The organism is Mucilaginibacter sp. P5_A6 (assembly GCF_056400585.1).
Genome location: NZ_JBFUKZ010000007.1, coordinates 247,888 through 262,532 on the forward strand (window position 1 = coordinate 247,888; position 14,645 = coordinate 262,532).

Genomic DNA, 14,645 nt, shown 5'->3' on the forward strand with positions numbered 1-14,645 from the left:
CTAACTACTTAGGAATATGGTTAAATTATTCAGGTTATTTATTTTCTTTTACACGTATTCCTTTAGCATCAAACATGCCCATCAGGCTGCCTTTTACATGATCGTCATCTATTGGGTCAAGTGTTAAGGTAACATCATAACTTTGGACAGTAAATGCTAAGGTTGCGGTTTTATCTTTCTCTTCTATGGAAGTAATTTTAGTTATTTCCTTACCGGTCGAATCCTGCACAGCGCCGGTTAACTTGCCATCCTTCCTTTCGAGAATGAAAGTCATCTTAGAATCGCCGTTAGGGGTGCCCATTACCAGGACATTCCACTTGCCTGGATAATAATCCGGTTTGGTTTGAGCGTTAACATTTGCGGAGATAAATAGTCCGATGATTACAGTAAAAATGAAGCTTAACTTTTTCATGATTTTTTATGTTTAATTGATTTGTATTTGAATAGTATTTTCTTTTAATCCGGGAGCCGAGGCTGTTAAAGTCGCAAGGCCTCGTTTCGATGATGACTTAAGGATCACTTGTGCTCTGCCCTGGTAAGCCTTTTTATGCGGCTGCTGAAAACTGGACATATCCGATGCGTTGCCGTTCCCAACAGCAGCAATCGTCGCATTGCCTGAAAGTTTAAAATTGATTTCTGTGTCATCAACTGAAGGCACCACATTGCCTTTGCTGTCGACGATCTGGACACTTATAAATGAAAGGTCGTTCTGATTTGACTTTATTATTTTACGATCAGCAATAAGCCGGATTGCAGTTGGTTTGCCAGTGGTCGATAATACGCTTGAACCGGTTTCCTTTCCATTGTCATAACTTTTAGCTACCAATGTTCCGGGCTGATACTCGACCTGGAAGGTCGCTGTAATCGATCCTTCAGGAACAGTCTGCCCGGCGATCACTTTCCCGTTTAGTTCAAGTTTTACGGTTTTGCTACGCGTATATACGTCAACCTGCATTTTCTTGCCCTCCTGGCCTGGCCAGGTCCATGATTTGATTTCGTCCGGCATTCCCCAGGTAGCTATCACTTCCTTCTGTCCCTCAGGAACAGGTCGATGCACCAGCATTTCCACCGGGCTGTTTCTCCAAACCACATTCTTATAATATAAAGCCGCTTTCGGGTTACCAATCAGGTCGAGATCACCACAATAGGCATTAAATACCGGCCAGTTATTCCGGTAGAACAACCCCATGCCCATCATCCCTTGCGGCACTTTCTGTGACTCTGGCACCAAAACTGATCTTCCAATTCCCGCCTCCCCAATATAATCCATCGCTGTCCAGGAAAAGCCGCCCAGGAACCAGGGGTATTTTTCCGTTTCGTCCCAGTTCTCCAAAGCACCATTTGGTAAATATTCTGTTGCCAAATACAGCTTTCCCGGGTGTTTGGCCCGCTCCGTTTCAAAACGATGAAGCGTCGCACTGTCGCGCTGAAAGTAGATCGATTTATCGAGGAAATAGTTGTAGCCATCGATATCAAGGTTAGCCACGTGGGGCTCGTAATCCTTCCACGGCTTTTTGGTATACGGTGGCAGGAAAACAATGGCATCTGTTACGGGTCGGGTTGGATCGAGTAACCGTACTTCATCCGATATTCTTTTTGCAATCCGGTAACCCGATGTATCAGGGGCTTCGTAAATTTCATTACCTATGCTCCACATGATCACTGATGGGTGGTTTCTGTCCCGCAAAACCATTGAGGTTAAATCTCTTTGCCACCAATCTTTAAAATAAAGATGATAGTCCTGGGGGTTTTTAGGTAGTTCCCACATATCAAATGCCTCGTCGAGAACCAGCATTCCCAGGCGGTCACAGGCATTAAGCAATGCGGGGGAACCCGGGTTATGACTCAGACGAATTGCGTTGTACCCTGCGTTTTTTATCAGCTGTATTTTTCTTTCTTCAGCACGGTCAAAACTCGCTGCCCCCAAAGGGCCAAGATCGTGATGAATACAGCCGCCTTTCAATTTGATGGCAACTCCGTTCAATAAGAGCCCCTTTTGTCCGTCAAATTGCAGATTACGAATGCCAAAGGGAGTGATTGTCTGATCGATGGTTTGGCCGCCATCAATCAGCGTAACCCTGGCCTTATATAGTATTGGGTGATCTAAATCCCATAAACCCGGATTAGTTACGGATAACTTTTGCGTAAGATCTGCGCTGGAATCAGCCGGGACAGTCAGAGGCATTTTTCGTGAAGCCACAACCTGCCCCGAAGGATTAAGCAGATCGAGTTTTACAATTACTGTCTTTTGCTTTAATGATTTGTTTTCTATCGAAGTTTGAACTTTTACTGTTGCCTTATCCTTTGATACTTCGGGTGCAGTGATATAATTCCCCCAAAGTTTTGTATGGATTGGATTGACAGCCAACAACCAGACGTGACGATAAATACCCGAGCCTGAATACCAGCGGCTATTCTTACCTAAATTCTTAGCCCGTACGGCAATTACATTTGATTTACCATTGATTGTTAAATAATTAGTAAGGTCATAAGAAAATGACGAATAGCCGTAAGGATGATTGCCTAAATGGTGCCCGTTGATCCAGACGTCAGCATCCATGTAGATGCCGTCAAACAGGATGTATGTTTTTTTTCCTTTGTAATTATTGTTTAAAGTAAAAGTTTTACGATACCATCCAATCCCACCTTCGGTAAATCCTGTCGCGGCTTTGCCCACAGATGTTTTAGTAAAAGGTCCCTGAACTTCACCTTCTTTTTGATTTGGGAGATCTTCAATGCTCCAGTCGTGCGGCAAGTTTAAAATACGCCAACCCGAATCGTTAAACGCCGGATTTTGCGCACCATTTAAGGTGTCTTTTCTGAAACGCCAATTGTTGTCAAATGATATCTCACCGCTGTCCTGAGCGCGGGTAATTCCAACTGACAAAAGCAAGGCAAGTAAGATAAAAAAGAATTGGATGCTTTTCATAATTTTAATTCCGTATTAAAAACGGAATAAAGGTATGGTGACGGTTTCACATATCCAAATTAATTCCGTATTTTTAACGGAATTAATAATTTTTGTATCTTTGGAAAGCAAATTTGAATCATGATTATACCTCCAGACTTCGCCAGTTTCTCCGAATATTCCGATCAATTCCTCCGGAACGTAGCTGTAGACAATGTAATTTTTGGGTATCACGAAAAAGAATTGAAAGTATTGCTGCAACAACCTTACACCTTAGAAAAATGGACAGTGACGGGTGGATACATCAAAAAAACAGAGTCCATCGAAGATGCCGCCAGCAGAATTGCTTTTGACCGCACTGGTATCAAAGGTCTTTACCTAAAGCAATTCGGTTCATTCGGGAACCCTCAGCGTGTAATCGATAATGGCTTTACACCCCAATATATTAAGAAAATAACAGGGTTTGAGCTTGCGGCGGATTCATGGATCTTTGACTATTTTGTTTCCGTAGCGTTCTACACGCTTACCGAATTTTCGAAAGTAGAATCCACGAAAGGCGAACTGGAGGCAGATTCCAGATGGTGGCCGGTTAATGAACTGCCCCCCATGATGTTTGATCACGGGCATATCATCAATGAAGCATTATCGGCTTTGCGGTTGCACATCGCCCACTTTCCAATCGGCTACGAGTTATTACCGGAGAAATTCACCTTACCCGAGATCCACAGCCTTTATGAAACCATATTGGGTAAATCACTTGATGATCGTAACTTCACCAAAAAACTGTTGCTGACTAAAATCGTTACTAAATTAGACGAAACCCGCAAAATAGGAAAGCATCGGTCGCCCTTCCTTTACAAGTTTGATAAGGAACACTATCAGGAAGGTCTAAAAAGCGGAGTGGCGTTGGTGTTTTAAAGCTAATATCAGGTAGTTTCTGGCAATTCAAGATTCATCTCCAGCAGTGCATAACTTAAGGTTTTGCCGTGGGTATCCATCACTAAGGAAGTAGTAACCCCACCTGCCAAAGCCTGCAGGCATACAAACTGCAGGGCTGAAATATTGGGCAGCTCATACCGAACAATTTCTCCATGTATGATCTCTTTGAAATGTTCTTTTACTTTATCGACAGTTATCAAATTGCGCAGCAGTTGATAATCCTTTTCTTCATAAGGTATCAGCGATAAAATCAATGTGTTGCCTTTATCTCCCGCGCGACTGTGCGCTATATCATAAAGTTTAATGCTCATAACTTTTCACTTTTATTGATGGCTTTGTTTTGTTTCTGTCGATCAGAATCGATACAATACCAATCACTTCATTTACATATTTCCGAACTCCTCCGCCACCAGCCGGGCCATTGGTGTAAAGTGCTTCCACTTCTTCGCCTATAGTGGCTGCTTCATTAGCGGTATTGGCCTTGCCGGCAATGCGTAAACGTACTTCATAAGGCTGATAGCCACTTGCCAGCGAAGTGGAATGAACCGACGTATGGCCGATAAAGTCGATTCTTAGATCGGGGAATTGATTAACTAATCTTTGCTGAATTACTTCACCCGCTAACCGGGCTCTTTCCAATGCATTTGCACCAGCATAAGTAATTTCGCCTTCTCCTGTAAAACCTGCTTTATACCCAATACTAACCTTTAGTGTCGATGGTTTTTTGTTGCCATTGCCGCCAGTCACCTTGATACGATCTTTTCCATCCTGTTTCAAATAAACTGTGGTGAAATCTGCTGACACATCGGGTGTCATATATTGATGGGGATTTGTTACCTCGTACAATAGTTGTTCTTTAGCCGTTGCTAAGGTTATACTTCCTCCCGTTCCATCAACTTTGCTTATGGTTGCGTTGCCATCCGGGTAAACATCTGCAAACGGATGCCCCAATGTGCTCATATTCTCCATTGGCTTTTTAACCGGATCAGCAAAATAGCCGCCGGTTATTTGGCCCGCACATTCCATCAGGTGCCCAATTACAGTTCCTTTAGCAATGATATCAGTATCATCCAAAGACCAGCCAAACTCATGTACCAACGGCGCGACAAATAACGACGGATCAGCAACACGCCCGGTTATGATAATATCGGCGCCTGTTTCCAGCGCCGGTAAAATAGCATCCGCACCTAAATAGGCATTGGCTGAAATGACTTGTCCTGACCGGGAAATAGGATTTCCCGTTTCCATAGCGATCTCATCGCCGCTGATAGATTTCAAAACATCATCGCCGGTAACTGCCGCTACTTTGATGGAGATGCCTTGTCTTTTTGCTATTTCAATAATTTTACCCGCTGCCGCGACCGGATTTGCCGCCCCCATATTGGTGATGAGGCGGATTTTATTTTTTTTAAGCAAGGGCAACAGCAACGCTATGCGTCGCTCCAGCAGCGGATCATACCCTTGCGCCGGGTCTGTCGCTTTCCTTTTTTGAGCTAACGCGATGGTACGCTCGGCCAGGCACTCCAGCACCAGGTAATCCAAATCACCCTTTTCGGCTAAGATCACGGCGGGTTCGAGCCGGTCTCCCGAAAAACCTGCACCACAACCAATACGGACTTTATCTCTCTGTTTCATTTATATGCTTATCGCCCCAAATGCTATTGCTATTATGGTCATAATTATAGTGGTACCGAAGGCCCATTTGAAAGTGAATTTCTGGTGATCTGACAATTCAACCTCCGACAATCCCACTAAAACAAAAGTTGAGGCGGTTAAGGGGCTTAACGGGAAACCTGTTGTCATTTGCCCTAAAATTGCTGCCCGACCTATTTCAATGGAATTTATGCCATAATGGGTGGCCGCCGTTTTTAAAACCGGGATTACGCCAAAATAATAGGCATCAGGTGTAAAAACCAAACTCAATGGCATACTGGTAACGCCGACCAATGCCGGCAAATAACCCGCATGCTCTTTAGGAATAATGGAAACCATCGACAATGCCATGGCGTCGATCATTTTAGTTCCTGTAAGGATACCGGAAAATACCCCCGCTGCAAAAACTATGATGGAAACTGAAAACACATTGGCGGCATGTGCTTGTATTCTTTTTCTTTGTTCGGCCTGGGATGGGTAATTGACCAGTATAGCTACTGCAAAACCTGTGATGAATAAAGCTGATGGCGGAGCCAATGACAAAATAAGCGCCGCGATCAAAACAATGGTTAAAACAGCATTGAACCAGTATAATGCAGGCCGGCGGCTTTCTTTTTGTTCATCAGAAAGTTCCTGGTGATGATCGTAATCCAAATGCACAACACCCAACCTTTTTCGTTCTTTCTTACCAAGCCAGAATGCCACGAATAACACCCAAAGTATCCCTCCGATCATGGACGGGAGAATCGGAATGATCAAATGCGCAGGGTCAGTTTTCATCACATTTAAAGCTCTGGCTACAGTGCCCGACCAGGGCACCAAATGCATAACGCCCACGCTGAGTGCGACGATGCAGGGGAGTATCAGCTTCTTCATGCCCAACTTTTTGTAAATAGGGAATAAAGCAGTGATGGTGATCATAAAAGTGGCCGTACCGTCTCCATCCAGGTGAACCAACATAGCCAAAATAGCGGTTCCCAGGGTAATTTTCAACGGATCGCCTTTGGCAAGGTTAATAATGCCCCTGATCACAGGGTCAAATAACCCGGTATCGATCATCAGGCTAAAGTATAATACGGCAAAGATCAACAGGATACCAGTGGGTGCCACTTGTTTGATCCCGCCCAGTACCATTTCGCCTATCTCTTTCGCCCCAAAACCACCGATCAATGCAAATAAAACCGGTACCAGGATTAAAGAAAGCAATACCGACAGGCGCCTGGTCAGGATCAACCCTAAAAAGACACAGATGGTTAAAAAGCCGAGGATGGATAGCATGGATTAAAGTATTACGCCATTGGCTTTTAAACGTTTACTAAAATACAAAACCTGGTAAGGCAAGGCATCCTGCCAGAATTCCCAGGTATGGCCGCCTGGCCGTTCTGTATAATCATGCAGGGTATGGTTATATACCAGGCGCCGGTGCAATTCGCGGTTGGGTTCAAGTAGAAAATCTTCTACCCCGATATCCATTACAATGGGCAATCCGTTTTTTCTGATTTGATCAGCCATATTTACCACAGAATAAGGCAGGTAACTATCCGGCGTCATCGGCCCCATTATTTTATTCAGAAACTTTGTAAGACCATTAAACCGTTCCGGGGTCAGGTTCCAGGTGGTCATATTCGGGTCGAGCGCCCCGCTCATGCTTCCGGCAGCCGCGAACAAATCGGGATGGCGCGTGGAAAGGTAAAGCGAGCCATAGCCCCCCATCGACAAGCCCGTGATCACCCGGCCTTTTTTATCTTTCACAGTGTGGTACTTGCTATCGATAAACGGGATGACCTCTTTTATAATATAGGTTTCAAATTTGCTGTTGGGATCAACCGGGCTATCAATATAATAGCTGAATATTTCTCCTTCCGGCATTACAATAATCATATTGTATTGGTCGGCCAGGTTACGCACCAGCATTTTATCAGGCGTTTTCAGCAGCCAGTCGTTGAAGTGCCCAAAGCCGCCATGCAGCAGGTAAAGTACCGGGAAATCCTTTTTGGTTTTGTAATAACTATCCGGGAACGCGATAGCAGCCTTGTAGGTTTTATTCATGGCCGCACTCGGTATCTCAACGGTATCCACCTTTGAAGCATAGCATAAGGGGCTGCAAAGCATGGCGAGCGCAAAAACATAGCAGAGTCTTCTCATCGTTGATAATTTTTATTGTTTTTTTGGAGCGTTGACTATTTTAAGCAGTTCGGCATCCGGGTGATCACGCACTTCACATTTATTATCCAGGATCATTGTCGCGCCATTTGCAAACGTATAGGCAGTCCATTTCGGCAAACCGGGGGTGTTGGGATTACCGCTGCGGGCAAAACTGATCCAGGCACTGCTTATTTTCGAGGCAAGTGCATAGGCATCCTTACCGCCGCCGGTCATTTCCTCGCAGTGGCGGATATTATCAAACTGGAAGGCGATATCCATACAATGCATAGCTTTGTACCTGCCATCATTAACCGGAGACTGCCAGGTAAACAGGTACATGTAAACCGGTGCCGCACCGCTTAAACCGGATTTTTGATCGGCTTGTTTGATGGCTAATGAGCGAAAACCGAATTCGATATCATTGTATTCAAACGGCTTGCTGGTATTTGGGTAAGCTTGTTTCACCGCTGCCATATAAGCGTCGGTCTGGTCGCCATATTTTTTCTGTAAAATAACTTTCACATCTTCTATGGTCTGGCCCTTCGGGGTCGGCGCGAAAGCTGCAAACTCGTTTTTAGTGGTACCCACCAGTAGTGGTATATTTTTTGAAAGGTCCATGGCGGCCTGATCGGTCGGCTGATTAGGGAACATATCGCCATCCAGCACCGCGTTCCAGCCCACGTTTGCCGGTTTTCCTTCCTTTCTCAATTCTGTTCCTACTTTTCTTAGCGCCCTGTTACCGGCGGCATTCAATTGATCATAGGGTATTTTTTGCAGAGAGTCGACCTGGGAAGCCTGTAAATGTAATTCATCCAGTAAAGCTGCCGCAACCCGTTGCGAAATGGATTTTTCAGTAAAAGAAGTGATATAACTGCCGCTTTCTACGATCGCTTTGTGAAACAGGCCTTTCGCCTTGGCTGTATTCATCATACAGGTTACCTTTCCGCCGCCGCCGGACTGTCCGAATATTGTGACGTTATCCGGATCGCCGCCAAATTGCGCGATGTTGTCTTTTACCCATTGCAAGGCCGCAACGATATCAGCCAGACCTGCATTTCCAGAGTTTTTATATTTATCTCCATAAGCAGAAAGGTCCAGGAAACCCAGGACATTCAACCGGTGATTTATCGAAACAAGTACAACGTCCCCTTTCTTAGCCAGATTCTCCCCGTCATAGGATGGCAGTTCAATAGACGAGCCGGCCGTAAAGCCGCCGCCATGCAACCAGACCATCACCGGGCGTTTCTTCCCGTCGTTTAATTTCTGCGTCCATACGTTCAATGTCTGACAATGCTCATTGGAATAACCCAGATCGTGGTTAAAAGCAAATTCAAACGCATCGTTCACTGTCGTAGTCGGATCGGTGGGGCAAACCGGCCCATAGGTCATTGAGCTCCGCTCGTCATTCCAGGCTTTGGGTTTGCGTGGTGCCGTAAAACGGTCCGCTTCCGCATAGGGGATTCCTTTAAAGGTAAAAATTCCGTTATGAATATAGCCCCTGACTTTTCCGTTATCAGTAGAGGTGACAGCAATGCCCTCACCGCTTTTTATTGGATCTTCTGTTTGGCAAAATGCATACATGTTATAAAAGCAAATTGCCAACATAAGTAGTAATGTTGTTTTTCTTTTCATCATAATTGGTTTTATCAGGCATGACAAATCTATATTTACATCTTCAATTCCATCTTTTTTTATATTGCTGAATTGTATATAAATTTATCGCTTGATTTCCGAAACGTTTCCGAAACTGGGAGCAAACCTGAAATGCTAAAAATCATATGAAGCTCAAAACGGGAAAGGAAGAAATTGTATACCTGCTGACAAAGGTAGTGCTGAAATACGAGGCAGCAACCGGCCAGGGTATTAAACGAAATACGAACAGAAAGAATTATGAAGACCTGGCGCGCATGTTAAGCGAGATCAGTAACAGCCTTCCCAATACCAGTGAAACGCTTTTCCATAATTATTACCCGCCGGGTGAAAACAACGCGTCTGCCGTTTACCCATTCCGCAAATATGACATAACCGGCGGTCAGCTAAAAGATGCTATTAATGGGATCGTGTCGAACCCGCGCCCATTTTTGGTTGATGCTTGTTATATTTATTTATATGGACAGGGTAGAAAGGGTTTTGCACAAAAACCAGTTGATGCAGGGTTAGTGGATGAGCCGGCAACTGTTGAAGTGCCAATCGTTGATGTGTTTCCTATAAAGAGCAGTATATTATTGCTGTCCAAAAAGATCAAAACATATCGGGCAATTGTAATCCTGCTTTGTTGTATTTTATTAGTTGGAGGGATTCTTTGGACTGAAGAAAATTCAAAGGAAAAAAAGCTCTTCCGTGATTTAAGCATTTTGCCCTACCGGCCCTCAAGCGCCGAGATCGACAGCCTGGAGGGAATCTGGCTGTGCTATACCGGATCGCCGCAGGCGCGAACGTATGATGCCGGGCGGTTCCATAAAATTGTTTCTAATATCATGGATGTGAGATACCAGGACGGTTACTTCAAATTCATTCGTTACGGGTCCAATTTCGAACATGCGGGCTATATGCAGTTTGAGGCAGCCTGGCTGGTTTCTATTCACTCGCATGTCGTTAACGCCCGGGATAGCATCGAGTCGCCTAAACTATCATTGATGCGTTTGGATGAAGACAGGCCTTATGTGGACGTCATCTCCGCTTCCTGGAACTTTGACCAGGGAAAAAAAACAGGATCATCGGCATACGGGAGCTTTTCATCAAACAAGGCAAAAGGGGACGGATAGAGGAGATTATAAATACGCCGCAAAACGCAGCTTGTAGTTGTAAAATAATTAAATGGCAATCACCCGGCAATGCAATTCGTTTTTTTTATTTGAAAAATGAACTGCTGGATACGATTGGCGACAAAAGATTGAAACAAACACTCGATGAGAAAAGTATTTTACTTTCTCGGCCCGGTGATACATCCTTATTGCTGCCTAAACATTTTACAAATACGCATTGAGGTATTATTCGAATTATAAATGTCTTGGATGCCGATCTGTAATAAAGAGACAATCTCGAGTCAGTTAATTTTTTCTTACCGCTAGGTTGAAAAGCTTCCCCACAATGGGTTTAATTCTAATAAATTCATTGATAGTTTAAGAGGAATTGCAGAATTGGGAGACCCAATTTTATAAATTGATAACATTCTGCTCGAAATACTGTAAATGGCATTCGAAGAGTAAAACTAATTGGAAGGTATCCAGGCAAAGCCACGCCAGTTTTCATCAATTGGCCTGACCTAACGGGAAAAAATGTATAGCTCATAGACTTTGCAAATCAGGACTGTAAGACATGCTTAGTTAAGGTGGAATATAGTTTTAATTTCATTATTAAATAATAAAGACTGGACGATCTCATTTGAAATGCAGAAAGGGGGTTCATGGTTGAATGCCCTTTCTGCGTTAACTTTAGTGAACATAGTCGAAATTCTAAATCTAATATGAAGTGCAGCCTGGCTGATAGTCAAATACTAACTGAAATCAAATCATCCATTGTAATTACAGCTTTTGTACTTAATTTACCAAGCGTTGCAACAATCAAAGAACCCGGAGTTGCTTTTCCCCAAACAGGATTTTTATGCCTCTTTGCAAAACCATATTGTCGCCAAACACTTTTGGCAAAGTTATCTGGGCATAACCGGATGTTTGAAAAAAGTGGAATAGCGTAAAAAACACTAATAATATCCGTTTGTCTATTTTCATTGTTTTATTCGAATAGCGTGAACTCTGATATTGTTGACTTTTAAACTTTTACAATAGTTTTTTTAATGCTATGCAGCAGGGTTGTGGTTAATTTGCAATCCCATCTACTTCGGCATACCCGATATAATACGCCATGCCTGAACTTACAGTAAAATATAGGCTGTTACAGGCTGTCGCTTAGGAGACTATCCATTTTGGGCGAATTTCGCACCAGATTAGGGTTGCGTTAAAATCTAATGCCGTTTTTTGATAGCTTACGCCCCGGAAATAACCGGGGCTGTAAGCATAATAACATTAAGATATATTTTTCATTTTTTGTGTTCGTTAATTCCTAAGGCTTTATTTTTCCGGGGAAATGGAATATGTCATATAAAAAAAGTCAAAGTCAGCCGCTCCCCCTATATTTTTTGTAGCTTAATTAAACAAAGCAAAACGATAGCCCATTACGCTCGTACAACCCTATATCATAATGCCAGCTCCCAATGCAGGAACATGTTTGCCATAGATAACTTTGTGTAGCATCCGGCACGCCACATATCCTTCCCGAACTGATAAAAGTGTAAACAAAAACAGACCAAAACAGACCAAAACTTAAAACCCTCATTTATAGTTTTTTTATTTGAGCATGTATTACCGCTAAGATAACTTTAATTAAGCAACGATAGTTTTAACAAAGCGGCCCCGTGTGTATTGATTGTTTTTTTATATCCTTTTTTAAAGGTACCTACATTTTCTTTTTCCCAAAGGTCCCGAACGGCTACCCTTCCGTTCAGGCCAAGTTGGGCAAAGTTTACATCCACATCCTGCGGTTGTGCCGCCAGGTTGAATAAAGCGACATAAATATCCTTGCTATTGGGCACGTGCGAATACCAAACTATTGCATCATTAGTTTTGTATAACTGGCGCGGTTCGGTCCCATGTTGGTTAACGGCTATCACCTCATCGTTTGTAAACAGTTTCAATTCCTGTTCCCTGTTTTCGGGCAGGTTGCCGCCCAAAATTAACGGGGAGCGGAAGATGGTCCAAAATGTCATATGCGAATACTCCTCGTCTTTTGTAAAACGGCTATAACGTTCGTCACCTACAGGACCCCGTTTTGACAACTTGCCTATCTGTATCATATCACAATCGGGCCAATGGCCGGGCCCGCCAACGCCTTCCCATTGTTTGCCATAATTAAACATTTGCAATACTGCATTCCACTCGTCCCAAAAGTCATCGGCTACCCGCCACATATTGGCATTTTGTTTTACATTATCAGCTTTATCAACAGGCGTAGCCCCCGGTGATGTACTGAACACGATGGCCCTGCCGCAATTATCAATTGCCTTGCGGTAGCCCTCAACCTCCGCAGTGCTATAAGGCCTTGATAAGTCATCGACCTTAATAAAATCAACGCCCCAACCGGCATATAAGTTCAATATTGAATTCAGGTATGCCTGCGCACCGGGTTTAGCCATATCCAGGCCAAACATGTGGTTATTCCAGGTGCATTTTGAATTAGTATCGGCTATCATATCAGCAGTTATGCCATTAGTGCCCATTACGGGTGATTTTGCCCACACTGCCTGGCGTGGGATGCCACGCATTACATGAATACCAAATTTCAACCCCAGTGAATGGACATAATCAGCCAATGGCTTAAACCCCTTACCGCCCAATGCCGACGGAAATTTAATTGTATCAGGGGTTAAACGCCCCCATTGGTCCATTGCAAGCCTTGGGCTATATGAGCCATCTTTAAGTCTTTTTTGAAACGGGTCGCCACTTCGGCTATCAAAGGACCATAAAAAATCCACCACTATATATTGCCAGCCATGCGCCTTCAGGTTTTGCGCAACGTAATCAGCATTTGCTTTTACCTCATCCTCATGAACCGTCATACCGTAACAATTGTAACTGTTCCATCCCATGGGGGGGCTTAGCGCAACATTCGTGTTTTGAGCCTTTACAGATTTACAAAAACTAAATACTATTAAAAAAGTTAAAATTTTCCAGGTTGTGGTCATCGATCGGAGATTTATATTGTAAATAATACGTAACTGGTTGCGTCGAACGACTTATTAGTGTTTGTAATAACTGGTTTTATGCTTAAATCATTAATTTCTTGCTTACTGCATCTTGTTAATGTCAGGATGCCTAATAAATAATTTAGAGTTTTTTTCATAAAAAATGGTTAAGTGTTAATTTAATCGGCTTTATTTTTCCGGGGAAATGGAACCTGTTATATGAAAAAAGTCAAAGTCGGCCGCACCTCCTATATTTTTTGTAGCATAATTAAACAAAGCAAAACGATAGCCCATGAAATGCGGGAAGGTATAGGCCATTTTTAATTGTGTGCCCAATGGTATCCACGTTTTCCCGTCCAGGCTATAAAAAAAGTCTGTCACGTCTTTTCTGTTCGTAAAATTGCATTCCGCCTTAAAGTATACTACCTTTTGGTCTAAGGGGATTGTTTGTGCTTCTACAGGTTTTCCGGTGCTTGCATTGATCATGACGATAGCTTTGCTATCCCCGGTTATTTTTACACCTGCCAACCCGTAATTTTTTTGCAGAAGACCCAAACCCGCGAAATCACCATCTTTCATTTTAGATATGTCGAGCGAAACTGCCCCGGAGCATACCGGGCCGATCGTGCGTTGTGTCAATGAATTTCGTGCCGCCAGGAAATTGGTGTCAATCCTGCCGGTGGTGAGTCGTAAATACCCTTTCCGCGCTGTAACAGACCACAAACTATTATCCGGGTTATGGTTCCATTGCCAAACCAGTGGTAATGCCCGTTCGCCTTTTTTACGGGTAAATTCGTCTGAAGCAACGATGCCCGGGATCAAACCTTTACCGGCCGGCAGGTCAAGTGTATCGGTCACTTTGCCGCCAGTGCCCAAAACGGGCCATCCATCCACCCACTTTACGGGCACCAAATAGGGAATACGGCCCACCGAGCCATAATCACGGAACAAATAAGAATACCAGGCCCCATTTGGCGCTTCAACCAATCCTCCTTGCGCCACACCTAAATCCTGGAGGCCAATTCGTCCTTCGTACGGGCCGGTGATTTTATCTGCCCGGTGTATGATAACAGTGCGTACGTGACCCGGTGGCCATGTAATATTGAAAAGATAATATTTGCCTTTTATCTTAAACAGCTGAGAGCCCTCAGGACCGAGGCCGGTACCGCCCGAAGGCACGTTTGCTTTTTTAATGATAATTTTGTCCGTTCCGCCGAGTTTTATACCGGAAAGATCGTCCTTTAATTCAACTAACCTTAAATC

General features: G+C 43.7%; 12 protein-coding genes. 3 read left to right on the plus strand and 9 right to left on the minus strand.

Features of this window, described 5'->3' with window-relative positions; translation table 11 throughout:
• Nucleotides 1-34 precede the first annotated feature (34 nt).
• Both AC1DO4_RS10170 and AC1DO4_RS10175 read right to left on the minus strand, forming a co-directional pair.
• Nucleotides 35-412, minus strand: coding sequence for a hypothetical protein (locus tag AC1DO4_RS10170; RefSeq protein WP_477415409.1), 378 nt, complete (start codon nucleotides 410-412; stop codon nucleotides 35-37).
• A gap of 12 nt (nucleotides 413-424) precedes the next feature.
• Complete coding sequence (locus AC1DO4_RS10175; protein ID WP_477415411.1) at nucleotides 425-2,929, minus strand: glycoside hydrolase family 2 TIM barrel-domain containing protein; 2,505 nt, start codon at nucleotides 2,927-2,929, stop codon at nucleotides 425-427.
• A 120-nt stretch (nucleotides 2,930-3,049) separates the two neighbouring features.
• Between AC1DO4_RS10175 and AC1DO4_RS10180 the strand changes: the two genes are divergently transcribed.
• Nucleotides 3,050-3,826, plus strand: coding sequence for an NUDIX hydrolase (locus tag AC1DO4_RS10180; RefSeq protein ID WP_477415413.1), 777 nt, complete (start codon nucleotides 3,050-3,052; stop codon nucleotides 3,824-3,826).
• A gap of 8 nt (nucleotides 3,827-3,834) precedes the next feature.
• On the opposite strand, the gene AC1DO4_RS10185 is transcribed toward AC1DO4_RS10180, so the two are convergent.
• The 5 genes from AC1DO4_RS10185 to AC1DO4_RS10205 are packed head-to-tail and all read right to left on the minus strand — an operon-like array spanning nucleotide 3,835 to nucleotide 9,280.
• Nucleotides 3,835-4,158, minus strand: coding sequence for an AtuA-related protein (locus AC1DO4_RS10185; protein WP_477415415.1), 324 nt, complete (start codon nucleotides 4,156-4,158; stop codon nucleotides 3,835-3,837).
• A complete protein-coding gene (locus AC1DO4_RS10190; protein WP_477415417.1) occupies nucleotides 4,148-5,482 on the minus strand; it encodes an acyclic terpene utilization AtuA family protein in 1,335 nt (444 codons plus the stop codon). Before AC1DO4_RS10190 ends, AC1DO4_RS10185 begins: the two co-directional genes overlap by 11 nt.
• Complete coding sequence (locus AC1DO4_RS10195; RefSeq protein WP_477415419.1) at nucleotides 5,483-6,778, minus strand: CitMHS family transporter; 1,296 nt, start codon at nucleotides 6,776-6,778, stop codon at nucleotides 5,483-5,485.
• Nucleotides 6,779-6,781: 3 nt separating this feature from the next.
• Nucleotides 6,782-7,645 carry an alpha/beta hydrolase gene (locus tag AC1DO4_RS10200; RefSeq protein ID WP_477415421.1) on the minus strand — a complete coding sequence of 288 codons (864 nt, stop codon included), beginning with the start codon at nucleotides 7,643-7,645 and terminating at the stop codon, nucleotides 6,782-6,784.
• Between the two features lie 12 nt (nucleotides 7,646-7,657).
• Nucleotides 7,658-9,280, minus strand: coding sequence for a carboxylesterase/lipase family protein (locus tag AC1DO4_RS10205; RefSeq protein ID WP_477415424.1), 1,623 nt, complete (start codon nucleotides 9,278-9,280; stop codon nucleotides 7,658-7,660).
• A gap of 143 nt (nucleotides 9,281-9,423) precedes the next feature.
• Between AC1DO4_RS10205 and AC1DO4_RS10210 the strand changes: the two genes are divergently transcribed.
• Nucleotides 9,424-10,410: a hypothetical protein gene (locus tag AC1DO4_RS10210; RefSeq protein WP_477415426.1), complete on the plus strand. Its 987-nt coding sequence runs from the start codon at nucleotides 9,424-9,426 to the stop codon at nucleotides 10,408-10,410.
• A gap of 701 nt (nucleotides 10,411-11,111) precedes the next feature.
• The gene (locus AC1DO4_RS10215; RefSeq protein WP_477415428.1) at nucleotides 11,112-11,339 is read left to right on the plus strand and encodes a hypothetical protein; all 228 of its coding nucleotides are present in this window, start codon (nucleotides 11,112-11,114) and stop codon (nucleotides 11,337-11,339) included.
• Nucleotides 11,340-12,020: 681 nt separating this feature from the next.
• On the opposite strand, the gene AC1DO4_RS10220 is transcribed toward AC1DO4_RS10215, so the two are convergent.
• Nucleotides 12,021-13,256 (minus strand): glycoside hydrolase family 27 protein, encoded by a 1,236-nt coding sequence (locus AC1DO4_RS10220; RefSeq protein WP_477415430.1) that lies wholly within the window; start codon nucleotides 13,254-13,256, stop codon nucleotides 12,021-12,023.
• Between the two features lie 315 nt (nucleotides 13,257-13,571).
• On the minus strand, nucleotides 13,572-14,645 hold a 1,074-nt coding region (locus tag AC1DO4_RS10225; protein WP_477415432.1), incomplete at its 5' end, for a glycoside hydrolase family 43 protein.